General features: G+C 57.6%; 20 protein-coding genes. 15 read left to right on the top strand and 5 right to left on the bottom strand.

Features of this window, described 5'->3' with window-relative positions; genetic code table 11:
* Window positions 1-49 precede the first annotated feature (49 nt).
* A complete protein-coding gene (locus tag AC0YNU_RS27520) occupies window positions 50-970 on the bottom strand; it encodes a GH25 family lysozyme (RefSeq protein ID WP_475762269.1) in 921 nt (306 codons plus the stop codon).
* 132 nt (window positions 971-1,102) lie between these two features.
* Between AC0YNU_RS27520 and AC0YNU_RS27515 the strand changes: the two genes are divergently transcribed.
* Together AC0YNU_RS27515 and AC0YNU_RS27510 are read left to right on the top strand one after the other, a co-directional pair.
* Window positions 1,103-1,336 (top strand): hypothetical protein, encoded by a 234-nt coding sequence (locus AC0YNU_RS27515; RefSeq protein WP_475762267.1) that lies wholly within the window; start codon window positions 1,103-1,105, stop codon window positions 1,334-1,336.
* 122 nt (window positions 1,337-1,458) lie between these two features.
* A complete protein-coding gene (locus tag AC0YNU_RS27510; RefSeq protein WP_475762266.1) occupies window positions 1,459-1,749 on the top strand; it encodes a hypothetical protein in 291 nt (96 codons plus the stop codon).
* A gap of 543 nt (window positions 1,750-2,292) precedes the next feature.
* On the opposite strand, the gene AC0YNU_RS27505 is transcribed toward AC0YNU_RS27510, so the two are convergent.
* Both AC0YNU_RS27505 and AC0YNU_RS27500 read right to left on the bottom strand, forming a co-directional pair.
* Complete coding sequence (locus tag AC0YNU_RS27505) at window positions 2,293-2,841, bottom strand: chromate transporter (protein WP_475762264.1); 549 nt, start codon at window positions 2,839-2,841, stop codon at window positions 2,293-2,295.
* 278 nt (window positions 2,842-3,119) lie between these two features.
* Window positions 3,120-3,608, bottom strand: coding sequence for an Lrp/AsnC family transcriptional regulator (locus tag AC0YNU_RS27500; RefSeq protein ID WP_475762262.1), 489 nt, complete (start codon window positions 3,606-3,608; stop codon window positions 3,120-3,122).
* Window positions 3,609-3,851: 243 nt separating this feature from the next.
* Here AC0YNU_RS27500 and AC0YNU_RS27495 point away from each other — a divergent pair, with 243 nt between their 5' ends.
* The 8 genes from AC0YNU_RS27495 (at window position 3,852) to AC0YNU_RS27460 (ending at window position 11,051) form a co-directional block, all read left to right on the top strand.
* Window positions 3,852-4,364, top strand: a complete 513-nt coding sequence (locus tag AC0YNU_RS27495; RefSeq protein ID WP_475762260.1) for an N-acetyltransferase family protein — start codon at window positions 3,852-3,854, stop codon at window positions 4,362-4,364.
* Entirely contained in the window at window positions 4,361-4,933 is a 573-nt protein-coding gene (locus tag AC0YNU_RS27490; RefSeq protein ID WP_475762258.1) for a hypothetical protein, read from the top strand. Before AC0YNU_RS27495 ends, AC0YNU_RS27490 begins: the two co-directional genes overlap by 4 nt.
* 23 nt (window positions 4,934-4,956) lie before the next feature.
* Window positions 4,957-5,493, top strand: a complete 537-nt coding sequence (locus AC0YNU_RS27485; protein WP_475762256.1) for a P-loop nucleotide/nucleoside kinase family protein — start codon at window positions 4,957-4,959, stop codon at window positions 5,491-5,493.
* A 681-nt stretch (window positions 5,494-6,174) separates the two neighbouring features.
* The gene (locus tag AC0YNU_RS27480) at window positions 6,175-7,275 is read left to right on the top strand and encodes an ABC transporter ATP-binding protein (protein WP_475762254.1); all 1,101 of its coding nucleotides are present in this window, start codon (window positions 6,175-6,177) and stop codon (window positions 7,273-7,275) included.
* Window positions 7,272-8,117 carry an ABC transporter permease gene (locus AC0YNU_RS27475; protein WP_475762252.1) on the top strand — a complete coding sequence of 282 codons (846 nt, stop codon included), beginning with the start codon at window positions 7,272-7,274 and terminating at the stop codon, window positions 8,115-8,117. The genes AC0YNU_RS27480 and AC0YNU_RS27475 overlap by 4 nt, the downstream gene beginning before the upstream one ends.
* A gap of 9 nt (window positions 8,118-8,126) precedes the next feature.
* Complete coding sequence (locus tag AC0YNU_RS27470; protein ID WP_475762250.1) at window positions 8,127-8,957, top strand: ABC transporter permease; 831 nt, start codon at window positions 8,127-8,129, stop codon at window positions 8,955-8,957.
* On the top strand, window positions 8,954-10,027 hold the full coding sequence (locus AC0YNU_RS27465; RefSeq protein WP_475762248.1) for an ABC transporter substrate-binding protein: 1,074 nt from the start codon (window positions 8,954-8,956) through the stop codon (window positions 10,025-10,027). Before AC0YNU_RS27470 ends, AC0YNU_RS27465 begins: the two co-directional genes overlap by 4 nt.
* 22 nt (window positions 10,028-10,049) lie before the next feature.
* Entirely contained in the window at window positions 10,050-11,051 is a 1,002-nt protein-coding gene (locus AC0YNU_RS27460; RefSeq protein WP_475762246.1) for an SRPBCC family protein, read from the top strand.
* A 112-nt stretch (window positions 11,052-11,163) separates the two neighbouring features.
* Here AC0YNU_RS27460 and AC0YNU_RS27455 read toward each other — a convergent pair whose 3' ends face one another.
* Entirely contained in the window at window positions 11,164-13,170 is a 2,007-nt protein-coding gene (locus tag AC0YNU_RS27455) for an alpha-amylase family protein (protein ID WP_475762244.1), read from the bottom strand.
* A 184-nt stretch (window positions 13,171-13,354) separates the two neighbouring features.
* Between AC0YNU_RS27455 and AC0YNU_RS27450 the strand changes: the two genes are divergently transcribed.
* Window positions 13,355-14,224 carry a helix-turn-helix transcriptional regulator gene (locus AC0YNU_RS27450; RefSeq protein WP_475762242.1) on the top strand — a complete coding sequence of 290 codons (870 nt, stop codon included), beginning with the start codon at window positions 13,355-13,357 and terminating at the stop codon, window positions 14,222-14,224.
* A 25-nt stretch (window positions 14,225-14,249) separates the two neighbouring features.
* On the opposite strand, the gene AC0YNU_RS27445 is transcribed toward AC0YNU_RS27450, so the two are convergent.
* The gene (locus AC0YNU_RS27445; RefSeq protein ID WP_475762240.1) at window positions 14,250-15,029 is read right to left on the bottom strand and encodes a phytanoyl-CoA dioxygenase family protein; all 780 of its coding nucleotides are present in this window, start codon (window positions 15,027-15,029) and stop codon (window positions 14,250-14,252) included.
* 135 nt (window positions 15,030-15,164) lie between these two features.
* Here AC0YNU_RS27445 and AC0YNU_RS27440 point away from each other — a divergent pair, with 135 nt between their 5' ends.
* The 4 genes from AC0YNU_RS27440 to AC0YNU_RS27425 all read left to right on the top strand — a co-directional run bounded on the left by AC0YNU_RS27440 (window position 15,165) and on the right by AC0YNU_RS27425 (window position 18,610).
* Window positions 15,165-15,989, top strand: a complete 825-nt coding sequence (locus tag AC0YNU_RS27440) for an AraC family transcriptional regulator (protein ID WP_475762238.1) — start codon at window positions 15,165-15,167, stop codon at window positions 15,987-15,989.
* A gap of 156 nt (window positions 15,990-16,145) precedes the next feature.
* Window positions 16,146-16,700 carry an RNA polymerase sigma factor gene (locus AC0YNU_RS27435; protein WP_475762235.1) on the top strand — a complete coding sequence of 185 codons (555 nt, stop codon included), beginning with the start codon at window positions 16,146-16,148 and terminating at the stop codon, window positions 16,698-16,700.
* On the top strand, window positions 16,678-17,511 hold the full coding sequence (locus tag AC0YNU_RS27430) for a hypothetical protein (protein WP_475762233.1): 834 nt from the start codon (window positions 16,678-16,680) through the stop codon (window positions 17,509-17,511). The genes AC0YNU_RS27435 and AC0YNU_RS27430 overlap by 23 nt, the downstream gene beginning before the upstream one ends.
* 247 nt (window positions 17,512-17,758) lie before the next feature.
* Entirely contained in the window at window positions 17,759-18,610 is an 852-nt protein-coding gene (locus AC0YNU_RS27425) for a protein phosphatase 2C domain-containing protein (RefSeq protein WP_475762231.1), read from the top strand.
* The last annotated feature ends 57 nt before the right edge of the window (window positions 18,611-18,667 follow it).

Here is an 18,667-nt window from a genome sequence, read left to right as displayed (position 1 = left end):
CCCGTCCCGGTTTTTTCGAGTTCCTATTCGTTTCGTCATCCTCCCGCGATCAATAGTAGATGTACACCTTCTGCGTCTTGCCGTCCCAATTCACCGTACCGCCGAGCATCATGCCGATGGACCGTGCGCTGACGTAAGCCGATCCTTCGAACAGCGTATATTGGGTGAACGGGATGTCGTTCAGATAGGGCACTTTCTCCGTTGAATTCCAGGACACGGTCATGCCGAGCGCATCGCCGAATTGGCGGATCGGCGCATAGACCGAGCCGTTCACGTTGCGTCCGTAAGCGGCCAGTTTATCGTTGATGACGACCTTGATCGTATCTTGATCGCTGAGAGGCTTTACGACGACGACGCCGGAGTATTTGTCGTAGAATGCCTTTTCCATGGCGTTGACGTCCACCTTGCCGGCGATGCCGCTGACGATTCCGGAGGACGTATACTGGAAGACCGCCCATTCGCTCCACGTGCTGTTGTCCATCGGCTTATCGACGCCATAGTGGGCGATCCAGAGCGGCCATTGGCCGAGCGCCTTGCCCAGGTACGACTTGGCGAAGCTGGCGCCGGAGTAAATCATCGTGTCATGGCCGGTAAGCCGCTTGACCTCCTGCAGCCACTTCACGCACCAGTCCGTCAGTTTATCGGCAGGTACCTTCGATGCATCGCCTTCCACGTCCAGGACATGGGGGAAATCCGCTTTGTAGCCCGCGATGACGGAGGCGAAGTACGCCGCTTCCGACACGGCATCGGTTTTCTCCGGATGCGCGTAATGGTAGAAGCCGACGAGCAGTCCTTCGGCGGCCGCGTTCACCGCGTTGGACGGCAGGGTGGAATCCTTGAAGTTCGTGCCTTCCGAAGCTTTCATAAACGCGCCGACGACGCCGTCCGCACGCACCTTTTTCCAATCGATATTGCCCTGATAATGCGAAACGTCAATCACTTTCAAGTTGCTAGCGCTTTTCGCCTGCATAGCATCACGGCTCCTTTTCTATAGTTTGACTCTTAGTATTTTATGAGAATAAGAGGAGCGGCGTGATAGGGAAGACGCCTGAATTAGCGTTTTAAGGACTGCTCATATCTCGTTTTCCGGGGAATCAGCCTGGTGCAGCCCGAGACGGGAGCCGTCGGAAATGGCGGTTACGGGGCTCCGCTCAGCGAGCGAATCAAGGACTACGGCGTGCATATCAGCCAAGACGGCGTTGCTTGGGGAGAAGCGGTTGCATCCGGCGAACGGCGCAATCAGCGCGGCAAGCAGGTCGGTTTATTCCCGGCCGTATCGGCGGCTTACGTGAAATTCGCGGCCAAGAACAACTTTGGGGGGACGGGAACGTTTTAAGTGATCAGCGTGGATTTGCTTACGGAAACGGAATAGCCGCGCTTCCCGCGAACCTCGTGCAATGGCCGTTCCATTAGCACCTCTATCGTCATCTACTAGATGAGGAGGAGGTGTACGAGCACATGTCGATCGGATTCTTCACGTTCTATTCGCAGGATCCCGGCGTCGGGCAGGGTTATTATTCCGCGGTGGATGCGCCCGGAACGTCCGGTATCGTAACGGTCAGCGTGGACAGCTTGACGGGGCCAGCCCGTTTGGTCGTTACGCGCTACAACGGTCTGCCTGCCTTTGAATTGGATATTCTCGGCGGCCAGGAATACGGCGTCAGCATCGATCGGATTCAATCGATCGGTATTCTGAACCTGACCGAGGAGACGTTGACGGGATCGTTCTCGATCTCGATTCCCGAATAAGTCTTGCTTGCTCCGCAGGCTGCCGATACGTCGGCGGCCTTTTTGTTGTTGGGCATCGCTCGCATGAGGGGAAGGCTGGGGCAGACGCGGGGCGTGCAACTGGAGCGCTACCCAGGGATGCCTGTGGAATCAGTGGGCGAGCGAAGCGCGGGACGCAGAGATTGAGCGGGAGACCGACGTACGGACACGATTCGCGATAGAAAGTAATACGTGAAATCGAAGTAGAGAGAAATAAGTGCAAAACTGCACTTATTTCCTCCGCTTTCTCTCGAGAAAACGGATTTAGATGCAAATCTGCTCCTATTCAGCTGATTCCAGGTAAAATCAGAGCCAGTCCGATTAAATAAGTGTACATATGCATTTATTTTGTTCTAGCGCCGCTGTATCTCAAAAAACAAGTGCAGATTTGCATTTATTTGGGAGGGGTGGACGACGGTGTTGGACCTTTGCGCCCGCGCAATGCATGGACGACTTCGCACGCACGATTGGTCAACAAAGCAAAGGCTGTCGCGAAAAGTCGCGACAGCCTTATGTGCGTTTGAATTAGCCCCGCAGGAACAACGCCCCGATTACCAGCGATCCGACGATGCCGTATACCGCATTCAGGTTCAAATAGTTCACCAGGATGAAGTACCCGGCGGCAAGCAGGAACGGGATGAACGAAATGAAGCCAGGCGTCGTCTTCATCGCGTATTTGGCAAAATCATAGGCCAGCATTGCCATCATGACGAAGATAACAGGCTGAATGCCGCGAATCATGCCTTTGATGTACGGGTTGTTCTGCAGCTTGGACATGACGCCGACCAGCACGATCATGAGCAGCGCGGTCGGCAGAACGACGGCAGCCAGCGCAACGACGGCGCCCGGCCAACCGGCGATCTTGAAGCCGATGTAAGCCGCGAGCTTCGTGGCGATCGGTCCCGGAAGCGAGTTGCCGAAAGCCAGCGCATGACCGAAATCCTCCGTCGTCATCCACGACATCCGGCTCACGACCTCGTTCTCGTACAGCGGAATAATCGAAGGCCCGCCTCCGTATCCAAGCATCGTCGCGCGCCCGAACGAAAGAAATAGTTTCCATAAGTCAGTCCACATCGGCTTCTCCATCCTCTCGTTTATCTCTCTTTATCTTTCTTCAAGTAAGTGTTGGGGAAAGTGACCGGAGGACAGTATGGAGTCGGAACAGCGTGAGCTTATGCTTACGAAGCCGGTGAATGCTGCATTCCCTGTCTTCCAGACAGTGAACGCAAACCAATCACCTCAGCGGTCGCCTTTGTAGCCGGATTTCTACAACTAAAAAGTTAATTCATAGAAATCCGGCTACAACAGCGAGTGGAGACCCATACTGACCGCAGGTCATGCCCCACCAACGCTTACAATTTCATGCCCATGCGGCTCTTATACCGCTTCAACAGCAACTGACTATCAACGCTCACGATGCCCGGCATGGCATATACCTTCTCGACGAGGAAGCGCTCCATGGCGAGAATCGTTTCGAAAATGCCGTGCATATGCAGCTTGCTGGGGCCGCTCATATGATAGAGGCTGGTGACTTCCGGTTCATCCGAGAGCTTGGCGGATACTTCCTCCAGGAACTGCGGCTCCACCTCGACATTGAAGAAAGCCGATATTTCGAGGCCGATCCGGGCAGGGTTGATGACCGCCGTGAAACGCTCGATGACCCCTTCGTCCATCAGCGCCGCGATCCGCGTCTGCACCGCGACGCGCGAGAGGCCGACCAATTTGCCGAGCTCCGTGTAGGAAACGCGCGCGTTCTCGTGCAGCGAAGTCAGGATTTTGCGGTCCGTCTCGTCCAGCGAAACGACGGGCAGCGTGAATTGTTGCGGCGGTTTGGCAGTCATGACTCCACTCCTAGCTGTCATTTTGAAATGATATTAACATAAGTTATTTCGTTACGAAAGACTTATGTCAGTTTTAATTTCGAAAGGTAGGCGAAAGAATTCGCTCATTTTCAAAAAGAAGGGGGGTTGGTATAATGTTTTGAGTAAGAATCAACAGCATAAACACTGCTGTCGTATTGGAATGAATTCAAACGAATTCATTTACATAAGCAAGTCATTCCCATCTAAAGGAGCTGCGCAAACGTGTTAAAAGCGGCTGTAATCCGGCAGGCGACGCCGGGTGATTGGATGGAACTCGGCGCGCTGCAGGCAAGAAGCTATCATGATGCCTATCGCGGGCTGCTGCCGAACGCGTTTCTGAACCGCGTGACCGCGGAGAGCCGGCAGTCCGGCTGTCGCGAATGGCTGCGGGACGAGCTGAACTATATCGCGATCCTGCTTGTCGACAAGCGGCCGGTCGGCTACATAAGTCTTCGTTTTCCTTCGGAAGAGCAGGAGGGGACAGGTGAAATCACCGCCCTGTACTTGCTGCGGGAGTACTGGGGACACGGGCTCGGAACCCGGTTAATGGCTTGGGGGCTGGAGCGGCTGCGGGAATTCGGCTGCCTGTCGGCCGGCCTCTGGGTACTGGAGAAAAATGCGGGAGCAAGGCGGTTCTACGAGCGCCAGGGTTTTCGGCCCGACGGGCAGCGGCGCGTTATTTTACGGGGAGACGAATTCGTCCAGCTCCGATACGAGAAGGGGATTCGGATATGAAAAGAAGAAATGCGATATTGGCGATCGTGCTGCTGTTCGTCGCGGTCGTGTATTTCGTTTACTATCAGTCGGGGTATTCGCTTACCGAGGAGCGGGCGCTTCAACGCGCGGACTATGGCGGCATGACGCAGTCCCACAAGCAATCGTTCGGCAAGGATGAAGTGGTCATTCTCTCGAACGGCAGCCGAAGCAAAGTCCAAGTCGTGCATCGCAAGTGGCGGTTCCTGTATAAACCCGGCACGTCCGTAGAAATGGCGCCGATCGAGGGGCATCCAAGCGTGCGATATGCCTGGTTCTCCATGGATAGCGCTAGTCCGGACGACAAGCGGCTGCTCGTATTCGCGGCGGAATCGTTCGAGGCATCGGTCAAAAAGGTCGTCATCAGCAACGATAAGCTCAGCCAGCCGGCGAACGTCAAGGACGTGAACGGGAATGCCTCCGTGTACGTGGAGCTGAATGTCGCGGAGAAGTACGGCATTATGCGGCAAACGGTGGACGCTAAGGAGATCGGCAGCTTCGTCGTACGCGCGGCCGATGCGGACGGGCAGATCGTAGCGGGAACGCGATAACGCGATAACGGGAGGAAGAAGCGATGCAAGGCAGCAAACCGATCATTTACTTGATCTCCGGTCCGCCGGGAGCGGGCAAATCGACGACCTCGCGGGCCATTGCCGATCGGCTGAGCCGCAGCGCGATGATCGACGGAGACGATGTGTACCATATGGTTATCGGGGGAATCCGCAGTCCGTGGGAAAGTCCGTTCCATATCCGGCTGATGTGGCAAAATATCGCGGCGCTCGCCAGTCGGTTCATCGAGGCGGGTCATGACGTCGTCGTCAATTACGTGGTATTCCGCGAAGATATTCGGTTATTCAAGGAAGCGCTCGGCGAGATGGCCGAGGAGATCGCGGTCAAATTCATACTGCTGACTGTTGAAGAGAATGAGCTTCGCCGGCGCGATGCGGAGCGAGTGCCCGAGTATCGCATGGGCGAACGCTGCGGCATCGTGCTGCGCGAGCTGCTGGCGGACGGTCCGCACGAGGCGAACCTGCTGGATACCACCGCGCTCAGTTTGGAGCAGGCGGTCGATGAAATTATGGATAACGAGCGGTTTTATCTGGCTTGGTGATGACAGTCACCAAGCTTTTGCTTGCGAAGCGAGGGTTGGACGAGGGGTCAACGATAGCGGGCATTTAAACATCGGCTGACTTCTAACGGTTGCCAGCATCGCTAATCCTCGAAAAATACGGCTGAATAAACGCTAAAGGGTATGACAGACGTTATTTGGCGTCGAGGAGCTGATTTGCATGGGGAAATCTCGCAATAAGCTTCCTGGCACCCGTTAGTATTTGAAAAGGGCCGTTTTGAGCCGAATAGCCCTTCGTACAACCGTTAGATGCAGGGTGTTTAAGCGTGACGATAATGGCATGCCTATGCTTCCGAAGCGGGCAAATGCTGCATTCCCGTCCAATCGAGGAAGAAGGCGAATGTGCATTCCCGGCTCCTTTCGAGGAAGTAGGCGAATGCTGCATTTCCGTCTCTTTTCGAGGAAGTAGATGAATGCTGCATTCCCCAACCTCCGTTGGTGAACGCAAACCAATCGCCAAGCCTATGCTTTCGAAGTAGGCGAATGCTGCATTTCCGGCTCTTTTCGAGGAAGCAGGCGAATGCTGCATTTCCGTCTCGCGACGGAAACGCAAACCAATCGCCTTAACGCAAACCAATCGCCTTTGCTGGGTATACTACCCAAGTAACCATTTTCCATCTAGCCATCATTTAGAATCTACCTAATCCAAGGAGGTGTCCGGTCATGAACGAATCTGCGAACCCGGGATCGATTATTTCCTTCCGGGGCGTCACGAAACAATACGAGGGCGACGAAGCCGTCCTGAAGAACGTCAGCTTCGAGATCGAGCGGGGAAACTTTTATACGCTGCTCGGTCCTTCCGGCTGCGGCAAAACGACGATTTTGCGCCTCATCGCCGGCTTCATGGAGCCGACGAAGGGCGACATTTATTTTAACGGCAAGCTGATCAACCACGTGCCGGCCAACAAGCGCCAGGTCAATACGGTGTTTCAGGATTACGCGCTGTTCCCGCATTTGAACGTGTTCGAGAACATTGCCTTTGGCCTGCGCATCAAGAAGTTCAAGCCCGCAGACATCAAGGAGAAGGTGCTGGAAGCTTTGCGCTTCGTCAATCTGGCCGGTTACGAGAACCGGGAGATTAACGAAATGTCCGGCGGTCAGCGCCAACGCGTCGCGATTGCCCGGGCCATCGTCAACCGTCCGGAAATCATTCTATTGGACGAGCCGCTGTCGGCGCTCGATCTGAAGCTCCGCACCGAGATGCAGGTGGAGCTGCGCGAGCTGCAGCGACGTCTGGGTATCACGTTTATTTTCGTCACGCATGACCAAGAGGAGGCGCTCGCGATGTCGGACGAGATCTTCGTCCTGAACGAGGGCAAAATCCAGCAAAGCGGCACGCCGACCGACATCTACGACGAGCCGATCAACCGGTTCGTGGCCGATTTTATCGGCGAGTCCAATATCGTGCCCGGCCGGATGGCGGCGGATTTCCTGGTGGAATTCGCGGGCAAAACGTTTACGTGCGTCGATCAGGGGCTGCAGCCGAACGAACCCGTCGACATCGTCATCCGTCCCGAGGATCTCGAGATCACGCGCGCCGGCGAAGCCAAGCTGCAGGTCCGCGTCGAGGCGCAGCTGTTCCGCGGCGTGCACTACGAGATTCAGTGCGCCGACGAAGCCGGCAACCGCTGGCTCGTGCATTCGACGCGCAAGGCGGAGGTCGGCGAAGCCATCGGCCTCACGTTCGACCCCGAAGCGATTCATGTCATGCGCTACAACGAGACGGAAGAGGAATTCGATAAGCGGCTGGAGGCCTACGCATGAGGCCGGCAACGGAAGCGCAGGTACAGACGCAGGGCGGAACGCTGCCCCGCGCGCGGAACATCTACTTGGTTCCGTATTTGCTATGGATGGTGCTGTTCGTCTTCGCGCCGATCCTCCTGATCGTCTACGATTCGCTGTTCGACGTCGAGGGCACTTTCACGTTCGCGAATTATGCGCATTTCTTCACGCCCGTCTATATGAAAATGACGTTCAGCTCGTTCTGGTACGCCTTCCTCATCACGGCGTTCTCGCTGCTGGTCGGTTATCCGGCGGCCTATCTATTGACGAAGACGAAGCATAAGCAGCTGTGGCTGCTGCTCATTATTTTGCCGAGCTGGATCAATCTGCTGCTCAAAACGTACGCGTTCATCGGCCTGTTCGGCACCTACGGCGCGGCCAATGCCATCCTGGAGACGATCGGCATCGGGCGCCAGCAAATCCTGTTCACGGATTTCAGCTTCGTATTCGTATCGGTCTATATTTTCATCCCGTTCATGATTCTCCCCGTCTTCAATGCGCTGGAGGAATTGAATCCGTCGCTCATCGATGCCTCGCGCGATCTTGGCGCATCGCCGTGGACGACGTTCCGGCGCGTCATCTTCCCGCTGACGCTGAACGGCGTGAAGTCCGGCTGCCAGGCCGTATTCATCCCGGCGCTGTCGCTCTTCATGATTACGCGGCTCATCGCGGGAAGCCGCATCATTACGCTCGGCACGGCAATCGAGCAGCATTTTCTCGTGACGCAGGACTGGGGCATGGGGGCAACGATCGCGGTGTTCCTCATCATCGCCATGGCCATCATCATGGTGCTGACCGGCACGCGCAGCAGAGTAAGGAGGTAAGGCGAGCATATGACCCGTAAAATCAAATTATCGAACCTCTATCTATGGCTCGTGTTCATCGTCCTCTATGCGCCGATTCTGTATTTAGCCTATTACTCCTTCAACAGCGGCGAGACGATGCACGGCTTTGAAGGCTTCACATGGCAATGGTACCGCGAAGTATTCGCGGATACGCGGCTGCTCATCATCCTGCTGAATACGATCGTCATTGCGTTGTTCTCATCGGCCATCTCGACGATTCTCGGCGTCATCGGCGCGATCGCGATCCACAAGCTGCGCAAGCTGCCCAATCAGAATGCGCTGCTGTCGCTCAACAACGTGCTGATCGTCAGCCCGGACGTCATCATCGGCGCTTCGTTCCTGATTCTGTTCACGATGCTCGGCATCAAGCTCGGCTTCGCGTCGGTATTGATCTCGCATATCGCGTTCAGCGTGCCGATCGTCGTCATCATGGTGCTGCCGAAGCTGAAGGAGATGAGTCCGACGCTGCTGGACGCCGCGCGCGATCTCGGGGCGACGGAGTGGGACGTGCTGTCGAAGGTCATGCTGCCGTTCATCAAATCCGGCATTTTCGCGGGCTTCTTCATGGCGCTGACCTACTCGCTGGATGATTTCGCGGTCACGTTCTTCGTGACGGGGAACGGATTCACGACGCTGTCCGTCGAGATCTATTCGCGGGCGAGACAAGGCGTCTCGCTGCAGATCAACGCGCTCTCGACGCTTATCTTCCTGTTCACGCTGGCGCTTGTCGTCGGGTACTACGTGATCAGCCGCCGCGGACAAGGCGCGAGTGCCGGACGTAAAGACCGGAACGTGGATTGGGGGCTGCCGAACAAATGAACCAGTTGATTCGTATGCTGCTCCTCGTGCTCATTCTTGGTTTTGCGCTGATGTACGGCGCTTCCGCGCTCAATTCGTCCGAGGGTTACTCCGGCGACAGCACGCTCACGATCTATAACTGGGGCGATTATATCGACCCCGATCTCGTCTCGGCATTCGAGAAGGAATCCGGCATTAAAGTCATCTACCAAACCTTCGACTCCAACGAGGCGATGATGACGAAGATCGAGCAAGGCGGCACGACGTTCGACATCAGCGTTCCTTCCGAATACGCGATCAGCAAAATGAAAGAAGAAAATCTGCTCCTGCCGATCGACCATTCGAAGCTGCCGAACTTGAAGTACATCAATCCGAGGTTCATGAACCTCTCGTTCGATCCGGACAATCAATACTCCATCCCGTATTTCTGGGGCACGGTCGGGATTATCTATAACTCGGAGATGCTCGGAGGGCGGACGTTCAAGAGCTGGAACGATCTGTGGGATCCAAGTCTGCGCAACCAGATTCTGCTCGTGGACGGCGCCCGCGAGGTCATCGGCTTCGGGCTGAACAGCCTGCACGATTCGCTCAATGACACGAACGAGGCGCATCTGCAGGAGGCGAAGGCGAAGCTGAACCGGCTGACGCCGAACGTGAAAGCCATCGTCGGCGACGAGATCAAGATGCTGCTGGCGAACGAGGAAGCGGCGGTCGGCGTCGTCTGGTCCGGGGATGCCTCGGAGATTATGGATGCCAACGACAAGCTCGACTACGTGGTGCCGGAGGAAGGCTCGAACCTATGGTTCGACAATATGGTCATTCCGAAGACGGCTCGCAATATCGAGGGCGCGCACAAGTTCATCAACTTCATGCTAGATCCGAAGCATGCCGCGCAGAACGCCGAATACGTCGGCTATTCCACGCCGAACGAGAAGGCGATGGAATACTTGCCGGAGGATATCTCGGGGGACACGCGGTTCTACCCCGACCCGGAGCTGACCTCGAAGCTCGAGGTGTACAAGAATTTGGGCAAGAAAATGCTGGCGCACTATAACGAGCTGTTCCTGGAGTTTAAAATGCACCGGAAATAGATGGCGGGGAGCGTGTTCTTCTGTGGGAGAGGGACCGGAGGATAAGGGGCCGAACAGGCCGGAAATGAAACTGCCGGAGGCTGGGGGAACGGAGACGAGCGGCAAAAGCCGCGCAATGAAGGTGCTGCTCGGCATCGTATACGGGAATGTACTGGCGGCGGCGTTGTTGGCACTGAGCGTTTGGGTGCTGCGCTGGAGCGATGATGGCCTTGCCGGCATCTACGTCATCGGCGATTTCATCATCGTGCCGATTCTGATCGGCATCGTAAATGCCTGGATGCTGCGCGGCGAGCGGGTCGGCGCGGCGAAATACTTTCTCTATGGGCTGTACAACCTGCTGGTCGTGATCGCGGGATCCGCGTTGTTTCTCGGCGAAGGTTATATTTGCATCATCATTATCTCTCCGTTGGTGTACTTCTTCATCATGATGGGGATCTTGATGGGCTGGGGCATGTTCAGGACGGCCGACAATCGAATACGGATGTCGGTGCTGTCGGCGCTCGGCGCGCTGCTGCTCGTCAATCTCGTCACCGTCTCCCCGTCCGGCAGCACGCTGGTCAGCGATACGGTCGTCATCGACGCGAGTCCGGATGAGGTATGGAAGCATATCGTCTCGTTCGAGCCGATTGCGGAGAAGCCTCAGTATTGGCTGTTTCGGATGGGCCTTCCGAGCCCGGTGCAGTCGACGGCAGAGGGGGATTTCGTCGGGGCGTGGCGCAAGTGCATCTTCAGCAACGGAATCGTGTTCGAGGAGCGGATCGCGGAGCTGGAGCCCGGGGTCAAGTTGACTTTCGATATCACGAAGCAGCCTGATGATCCGGAAATCATGGGTCACCTGGAGCTGCAACGCGGCCAGTTTATTCTGAAGGACAACGGCGACGGCACGACTACGCTGACCGGCAACAGCTGGTACGATTTGAAGGTCAAACCGCCGCTGTACTTCAACCTGTGGGCGAAGAGCATCGTCCGCAACGTTCACTTGGAAGTCATGGCGCATATCAAGGCGCTGTCGGAAGCGGCTTGAGGTCGCAAGGTAACAAGCAGGGCCACAAGAAGGCACTGACAGGGAAGGGGCCACATCTGCCATCGGCTGATGTAGCCCCTTTTCGATGCTTTGGGCGGCGAGCCCGTTTCAGTTAGAACTGCAGCACGACCATCGCGTGGCACGTGAATTCCGGCACGGTGTAGCTGACGATGCCGTTCGTTTGCTCGAATGGCAGCGGCTCTCCGGATGGCGCGAGCGTTACGGCTTGCACTGGGCGATCAGTGCGAACGGTGACGGCCGTATTATGAATCGGCGTCAAATCCTCGATAATCTGGATGTTCTCGCCGCGCGTGACCGGTGCCGCATAGAGCAGATGCTGCACCCAGCGGTCTTGCTCTTCCTGCCTCTGAAGGGTGACGATGCCCTGCGCGGGCAGACATGTCGTCAGCGTCTTCTCCGGCAGCAGGCGATTCAGCGCGTGGACGACGATTTCCTTCAGCGCAAGGCTGCCTTTGGATGCATAGTCCTCGAAGACGTTCCAGGCAATATAGATACCGTCTCGGCCTTCCGTTATGCCCGGCCCCGCCGACTGTCCGGTGCTCGGCGTGTGCTGATGCGAGCAGAAGGTGAAGATATCGCGGTTGAAATACGAATTTTCCCGCGAGCCGAGAGACGTGCCGCCGTCCGCAAGCTCCACTTCCTGCGCATCCGCATACGTCACGAAGGAGGCGGCAGGCAGACCGGCGACGGAGAAGTCCGGCCGGAAGAAGCTCGGCTTGAACGCGGACGGGCCGACGTACGATGCGCCGAGATCCCATGCAAAACCGCCGAGCGACGCGGTAGCAGCACCGGAAGCGAAGTCTGCGCCAGCCGGAAGCGCGGATTCGCCCGATGCGAGCAGCTTGCCGCCGCCCTGCAGGAAGCGGTCGATCTTGGCCTGCAGCGGTGCGTCGATCCGGGCCCGGTCCGGTAGAATCAACACGTTGTACGCGTCGAAGTCGGCATCCAAATCGACGACGTCGAACAGGAACTTGCCTTCGAGCAGCATCCGGACGGCGCCCGTATCCGAGCTGCCGCGCGTGCTGCCATGTGCCTCTTCCTTGTCCGGATGGAGTGCCTCGAGCGTCAGCAGGGCGATATCCGCTACCGCTTTCACGCCGCTGCACCAAGCTTCCTTCGCTTCCACTTCGCCGTAGGCCGCGCCGATGAGCGCGTACGTCGCTTCGTCCATCAAGCCCTCGGGGTGAAGCTGGTCGCCGATCGAGCAGCGCGCGCCGTTCGCGATGCTGAGCGCGGTCTCGTAGCGCAGCGCGTTCGGATGCTTGTAACCCCCGAATTCGCCCCACGACGTATGGAATTTGCCCGTCATGCCGAGATAATCCAAGCCGAGCGTCTGCGCGTAGCGCGCGGAGAGCGGAAAATGATCATAGCCCCAGCCGCCGGTCGGCAGCGATTCCAGCTCGAGATGCGTATTGAAATGCGCCAGGTCGCGCCGCCCGCGGCGAATATGCCCGCCGTTATGGAACACGGGCAGTCCCGGCTTATGCTTGTGCACGGCTTCGTTGGTCCGAGCGGCGTAGTTCGCATACGTCCGCTCCCAGAGATCGAGCATCGCCTCGTCGTCTCTCGGATCGCCGCCTTCGGCGCGGATGGAGGCCACGCAGGCTTGGCAATAGCACGGAACGACGCCGACGATATCGAGGAAAATGCCGTCCGCGTCGTAGTTCTGTACCACTTCTTCGATCTGGGCGACGAGCACGTCGAGGTAAGGCGTGTTCATGCAGAGCCGGTGATAGCCCGGCGTCATGAAGTCCTTTGCCCAGGTGGTACTTTCGTTCTTGCCGCGGATGAGCCATTCCGGATGGCGGCGGGTAATTTTCTCGTCGAGCCCCGCGGAGATGTAGACGGGCACGTTGACATTGATTTCGTGCGCGGCATCGATCATGGAGCCGAGCAGGTCGAATTTCAGCTCGGGATGGGTTTCGTTCGCTTCGGACGGGTGGTAGGCCCAGCCATGATGGCATTTGGAGAACACGGTAATGGAGTCGACATGGCCTTTGCGCAGCATGCTTTGAAACTGTTCCTTGGAAAACCGGCTGCCGATCTGGCCGATCGCCTCGGACGTATGAAAATCAAGATGGACCTGACGGAAACGCATCGTGAGCTTCCTCCCCTTCGGATAGATGTCTTGTCTCTAATGTAAGGGATTTCAATCCATGATGGGTAGCGACGTTTTCTGCCCAAACTAGCACGATTCCGACTAGTTGCCCATGCCATCATGCCGTATAATACACGGTACATGCATGCCGTAGTTACGATAGCGTTAGAGAGGAGGTGCCGAAGTGGATTGTCTGGAGCTGCGCATTCCGCCGCTTCCCCAGCTGCTTATGATCGGGCACGGCTTATGGCCGCAGGGGATGCAGCATTTCAAGCGCTCGTTCAGCGTGTACGACATGCTGTACGTGACGGGCGGACGGTTTTATATGACGGAGGACGATACGGCGTACGAGCTGGAGCGCGGCGATCTGTTGATTTTGGAGCCGGGCCGGACGCATTTCGGGCAGAGGCCGGTCACGGAGCTGACGGAACTCTATTGGGTGCATTTCAACCATCCCCATCCGCCGGTGACGAAAGAGCGCGAAACCATCAAGTGGTCGACGCTGCTCGGCAAAGGGACCGACAAGGACCTGACTCCCGTGGATCAATACATGTATTTGCCGAAGCATGCCAATATCGACCCCGCGCTGCTCGTTCCGCTGTTGGACGAGATGACGGAGCTTCACGAGACGTTGACGCTGCGCAATTCGTTGCGGCTCAACGTGCTGAGCGGTGAACTGTTCGAGCGGCTGCAATCGACGATTAGCGGCGGCCTGAACAGCCGGTCCTACCAGATTTCGGAGCGGGCCGTGCAGTACTTGAAGACGCATATGATGGAGCCTTTCGACGCGGAGGCAATGGCGGCGGCGCTGCATTACAATTTCGACTACCTCTCCCGCTGCCTCAAGCAGCACACCGGCATGAGTCCGCTCCAATACGTGCATCATCTGCAAATGAACCGCGCCGTCACGCTGCTGCTCACGACGGACCTGTCGGTCCAGGAGGTCGGGGAGCAAGCAGGGCAGCCGAACGTCAACTATTTCATCCGGCTGTTCCGCAAGCACATGGGGGCATCGCCCGGCGCCTACCGGTCGAAGCATCGGGCGCGGGCGTGAGACGGAGGGGGATTCAGCGAGAGCCCTAGATCGAGTCCCACTCCACGTTCAACAAGTACCTCGCCGCTGGCGAAAGCCGCTTGTACGTCTTGACGCGGATGTAGTCGCGCGCATCCAAATGCCCGTCCGACTGCTTCTGGTCCTGGCCCATGTAGAACGGGTGCAGCGCCCGGCGCGTGCCGTCCGTCTTGTTCTGCGTGCCGCCGTGCCACAGATGGCTGGCCATGACGGCAACGGAGCCGGCGGGCGCGAGGACGAGCACCTCGTCCGGATGCGTCTCCAGCGCTTTGCCCGCTGCCCAGTCGGAAGCGGGGTTCACGGCGCTTCGGTGCGTGCCCGGGACGACGCGCGTTGCGCCGTTCTCCGGCGTAAAATCGTCCAGCATGACGAGGCAGGTGACTGCATTCTGCCGTCCGTCTGGACCCGCGGGCCAGTCGGCGTGCAGGTGCTGCAATCCTTCGCCCGGGACCGCATCGCGGCCGTTCAGCGTCACGAAGCGAAAATCACGGCCGATCAAATGCGCCACGGCGGCAAGCACCTTCGGCATCGTGTACATGGCATCGAATTCCTCGCCTTGGTTCTCCAGATCGAACAGCCGCCGCGTCCCGCTCTCCCGCTGATGGGCGATCGTACCGACTGCATTCGCCATCAGCGCCTCGTACCGGTCCCGCAGCGCTTGCAGCTGCTCCTGTCCGATCAGCCCCTCGAACACGATATAGCCTTGCTCCGCCAACGTCGTTTTCTCCGCTTCGCTCAGCGTATTCGCTTCGACTCCGAGCTCTGTAAGCATCGTGTGCATATCCATGTGCGCGACTCCTCCTTGAAACTATAAAATCTTGCTGATACTGTAAGAGTAGCATTGTGAATGAAGCGAAATAACTCGGAATCCTGTGAATTTATTATAAAATCTTGCTTTTTCTCTGTGGAGGGCGAATAGAGCTTGGAGGAGCTTTTTGCTGACGGGGCAATACCGGAGTTGGTGTACATCGGCTGGATCGAGCGGCCGGCGGGAGAAGGGTATCAAAGCTTGTACCATCATCATCCGGACATTATCGAATTGCTGTATATTACGCGAGGGAGCGCGGAGGTTCGGATCGGCAGCGAGCTCTACCAGGCCGATGCCCCCGCGCTCGTCACCTTCAATGAAGGACAATGGCACGAGGAGCGGACGAATCCGGACCTTCCGCATACGATGCTGTTCCTCGCCGTGAAGGGACTGCGTCTGGATGGTCAGGAACATGGAAAGTTGCACTCGCCGGGCATGCCGCCGGTCGTCCTGATCTGGGAAAACGCATTGAGCATGGAAAGGCAGTTTCGCGAGCTGCATGCGGAATTTCACGCGCCGGATGGACGCGATCCCTGGGTCATCCGCTACAAGCTCGCCGCGCTGCTGGCCGAATGGAACCGCGCCTCCGTCAAGCGTCCGCCACCGCGGGTGAACCGGGCGGCAGAGAGCGTCATGGTGGTGCAGGCTTACATTCACGAGCATTACAGCGAACCGCTCACGCTGGAACGTCTTGCGGCGGTCGGGCTGCTCAGTCCGTACTACCTCAGCCGGCTGTTCAAGGAAGCGACGGGCATGGCGCCGATTCAGTATGCGATCGCTTATCGGATGAAGGCGGCATGCCAATTTCTCGCGAATACGGAGCGGACGACAGAGGAAGTTGCGCTGCTCGTCGGCTACGAGAGCCTGACGCATTTTCAACAGGCGTTTAAGAAGGCGACGGGGACGACGCCGGGCCGATACCGGAAGCAAGAACGTTAGCTTATTATTCGTCAGCTCTTCTATTGAAGCCGCATTTAACGCGGCTTTTTCTTACTGCTTCGGTTGGCATTGCCGATGCGGTCCAGCTTTTTTGTGCCGATCGGGAACAAAACCGCTGCATGCGTTGTCTGTTTGATGGAGGGGGAGGGAAGCGCGATGGAGGACGATTACCTGAAGACGATCACGCGGCTCGATCCGCCCGAAATCGAGTCGCTCGTCCGCCATTATTGGCACGATATATGGCAGTACGCGTATTTCCTGACCCGGCGCGAGCATCTGGCCGAGGATATTGCGCAGGATACGTTCATTCGGGCGTTCCGATCGGTCGATGCGTTTCGCGGACAGTGTACCGTCAAGACTTGGCTGCTCAAAATCGCCCGCAATACCGCGTTCAACTATACGAAATCGGCGTTTCTGCGCAAAGTGACGCTTGTCGGCCTGCTGGTCGATCAGCGCAGGTCGCCTTCGGCGGAATCGGCTTACTTCAGCACCGGCTTCGCGGACGACGTTTGGACCACGGTACTGCGTCTTCCTCGGGTCTTCCGCGAGATATTAATTCTTCACGCGCATGAAGAGCTGTCTTACAAGGAGCTGGCCGAGCTGCTCGGGATCTCGGAGGGCACGGTGAAGTCGAGGTTGTACAGAGCCAGGACGAAGCTCGCGAAGCTGATGAAGGAGGCGGGACGCGATGTCGAGACGGATTACGGATGAGGAGCTGGGCAAGGATCCGCTGCTGGCGCGAATGCGGCAGCGTCCCGCAGGGAGACGGATGCCTTCCGAGGCGCGGATCGCCCATATTCAGCGGGAGGTGGCGGAACCGATGCAGCGAGCGAGAAGGACGAGACGGTTAGTGTTCGGTTGGTCGGCGGCGATTATAAGCATCATCGTGCTGCTAGGCGCTTTCGTCTACGTTTACGACAAGCCGGGCGGAATCGGAGACTGGCGATACTCGCGCGCGGCGGGGTACTCGGACACCATCCGGATTCCGTATGGACGGACGCCGGAGGATGCGGTCAGGAAGTTTCGGCAGTACGCCTCCATGACGGTGATTCACCGGGAGAAAATTGACGGCGGCGTGCTGCTGTTCATCAAGCGCTTCTACCAGGGCGGGACCGATCTGGAGATCGAATTCGTGCGTAAAAGCTGGCTCGGCTGGAAATGGGTGATGGGCGGCATGTACGGCTTGTCCGCTCCGAACGGGCGCGACATCGCACTCGATTATATGAGCCTGCCGAAATTCCAAGGCATCCACGGACCTTTTCCGATTATCTTCGGTCAGATTCAGAATGCGTCGATCGCGGGCGTGAACGTCACGTTCGGCGGTCCGGAAGCCGGGAAGAAGGCGGCGAGCGTCGTCGAGTACGAGCAAGGGAAGAAGCTCTGGTATGCGGTTCTCCCGCTGTCCGCTGATGCTTCCTACGATATCGAGGCGGTAGATAAACAAGGGAATATCCTCTCGGGCAAGTCATTCGAAGATCCGCGGGATTCGAATTATATGGAAATGAACAAGTTCAAACCTTGAGCAGAGAGCCGCTTCCGGCAACAAAACGGAGGCGGCTAGCTGAAGCAGAAGCCTCGGATATTGGCGCGATACCGGCGCCGATTCCGAGGCTTTCGATTTCTGTCGACCGTTTGGCCGAATATCGGAATGCATTCTGCGTGCCGTCGAATGGTTGGTTTCCGGAAAGGTTGCCTTCAAGCCGAGCATCCGATAAGGTTAAATGAAAGGTCGAGGAACAAGCAAGCCATTCACCGCAGGAGGAGATTCGATGGAAGTTACAGTCCGTACGATACAAGGAGTCGGCGCATGGAACGAGGATGCTGTCGTATGCAAGGAGAGCGAGCAGCTGTTCGGCGTCATCGATGGGGCGACGTCGCTCGTGCCCTATCGCGGCGCGGGAGGAGAGACGGGCGGGTATTTGGCCGCGCAGTCCATCGCCGCAGCTGTTCTAGACGAACGTCTCGAAGATGCCCAGCTGCCGGACATGCTGATCGAGGCGAACACGCGGCTTCGCGCAGAGATGCGGGATGCCGGTATCTCGGCGGATGTGCCGGAAGCGCTGTGGAGCGCCTGCGCGGTGCTCGTGCGTGTCGGTCCCAAGTGGATCGAATACGCGCAGCTCGGCGACTGCATGCTGGCGGTCTATTACAACGACGGCACCATCCGCATCGTCACGCATGATCAATTGGCGCATGTGGACGACCGCACGAAGGCCGTTTGGCTGGAAGGGATCAACTCGGGCCTATCGTCGTCCGCCGAATTGTGGAAGCATGTCCATCATCAAATCGCCATCGGCCGGGCACTCGCGAACCGTCCCGGCGGATACGGCGTGCTGAACGGGGATCCCGCCTGCGCGGATTACGTGGAGTACGGCCGGATCGCCGCAACGAACGTCGTGTCGCTCCTGCTGTTCTCGGACGGGCTGTATATGCCGAAGCCGCCCGGCGAATCGGACAAGGACAGCGCGGTTGACATCGCCTCGCTCGTCCGCGAAGCAGGGCTTGACCGTTATCTTCAACAGCTGACGGATCTGGAAAACACCGATCCGGAATGCACCGTCTATCCGCGCATGAAGAAGTCCGACGATAAGACGGCGATTTGGATCCGGCTCGCTCCTTAGCGGCCCGTATTTATCGGCTCGCTCAGCATTTGGCGCTTCGAGCGCTGCGACTCTAGC

The sequence above is a fragment of the Paenibacillus sp. J31P316 genome (assembly GCF_056269105.1).
This window is presented reverse-complemented; position numbering and strand designations above follow the sequence as displayed.

Coding starts and splice junctions, on each gene's coding strand:
- AC0YNU_RS27520 (WP_475762269.1), bottom strand. CDS start 970: ATGCAGGCGAAAAGCGCTAGCAACTTGAAAGTGATTGACGTTTCGCAT.
- AC0YNU_RS27510 (WP_475762266.1), top strand. CDS start 1,459: ATGTCGATCGGATTCTTCACGTTCTATTCGCAGGATCCCGGCGTCGGG.
- AC0YNU_RS27505 (WP_475762264.1), bottom strand. CDS start 2,841: ATGTGGACTGACTTATGGAAACTATTTCTTTCGTTCGGGCGCGCGACG.
- AC0YNU_RS27500 (WP_475762262.1), bottom strand. CDS start 3,608: ATGACTGCCAAACCGCCGCAACAATTCACGCTGCCCGTCGTTTCGCTG.
- AC0YNU_RS27490 (WP_475762258.1), top strand. CDS start 4,361: ATGAAAAGAAGAAATGCGATATTGGCGATCGTGCTGCTGTTCGTCGCG.
- AC0YNU_RS27485 (WP_475762256.1), top strand. CDS start 4,957: ATGCAAGGCAGCAAACCGATCATTTACTTGATCTCCGGTCCGCCGGGA.
- AC0YNU_RS27480 (WP_475762254.1), top strand. CDS start 6,175: ATGAACGAATCTGCGAACCCGGGATCGATTATTTCCTTCCGGGGCGTC.
- AC0YNU_RS27475 (WP_475762252.1), top strand. CDS start 7,272: ATGAGGCCGGCAACGGAAGCGCAGGTACAGACGCAGGGCGGAACGCTG.
- AC0YNU_RS27470 (WP_475762250.1), top strand. CDS start 8,127: ATGACCCGTAAAATCAAATTATCGAACCTCTATCTATGGCTCGTGTTC.
- AC0YNU_RS27465 (WP_475762248.1), top strand. CDS start 8,954: ATGAACCAGTTGATTCGTATGCTGCTCCTCGTGCTCATTCTTGGTTTT.
- AC0YNU_RS27455 (WP_475762244.1), bottom strand. CDS start 13,170: ATGCGTTTCCGTCAGGTCCATCTTGATTTTCATACGTCCGAGGCGATC.
- AC0YNU_RS27445 (WP_475762240.1), bottom strand. CDS start 15,029: ATGGATATGCACACGATGCTTACAGAGCTCGGAGTCGAAGCGAATACG.
- AC0YNU_RS27435 (WP_475762235.1), top strand. CDS start 16,146: ATGGAGGACGATTACCTGAAGACGATCACGCGGCTCGATCCGCCCGAA.
- AC0YNU_RS27430 (WP_475762233.1), top strand. CDS start 16,678: ATGTCGAGACGGATTACGGATGAGGAGCTGGGCAAGGATCCGCTGCTG.
- AC0YNU_RS27425 (WP_475762231.1), top strand. CDS start 17,759: ATGGAAGTTACAGTCCGTACGATACAAGGAGTCGGCGCATGGAACGAG.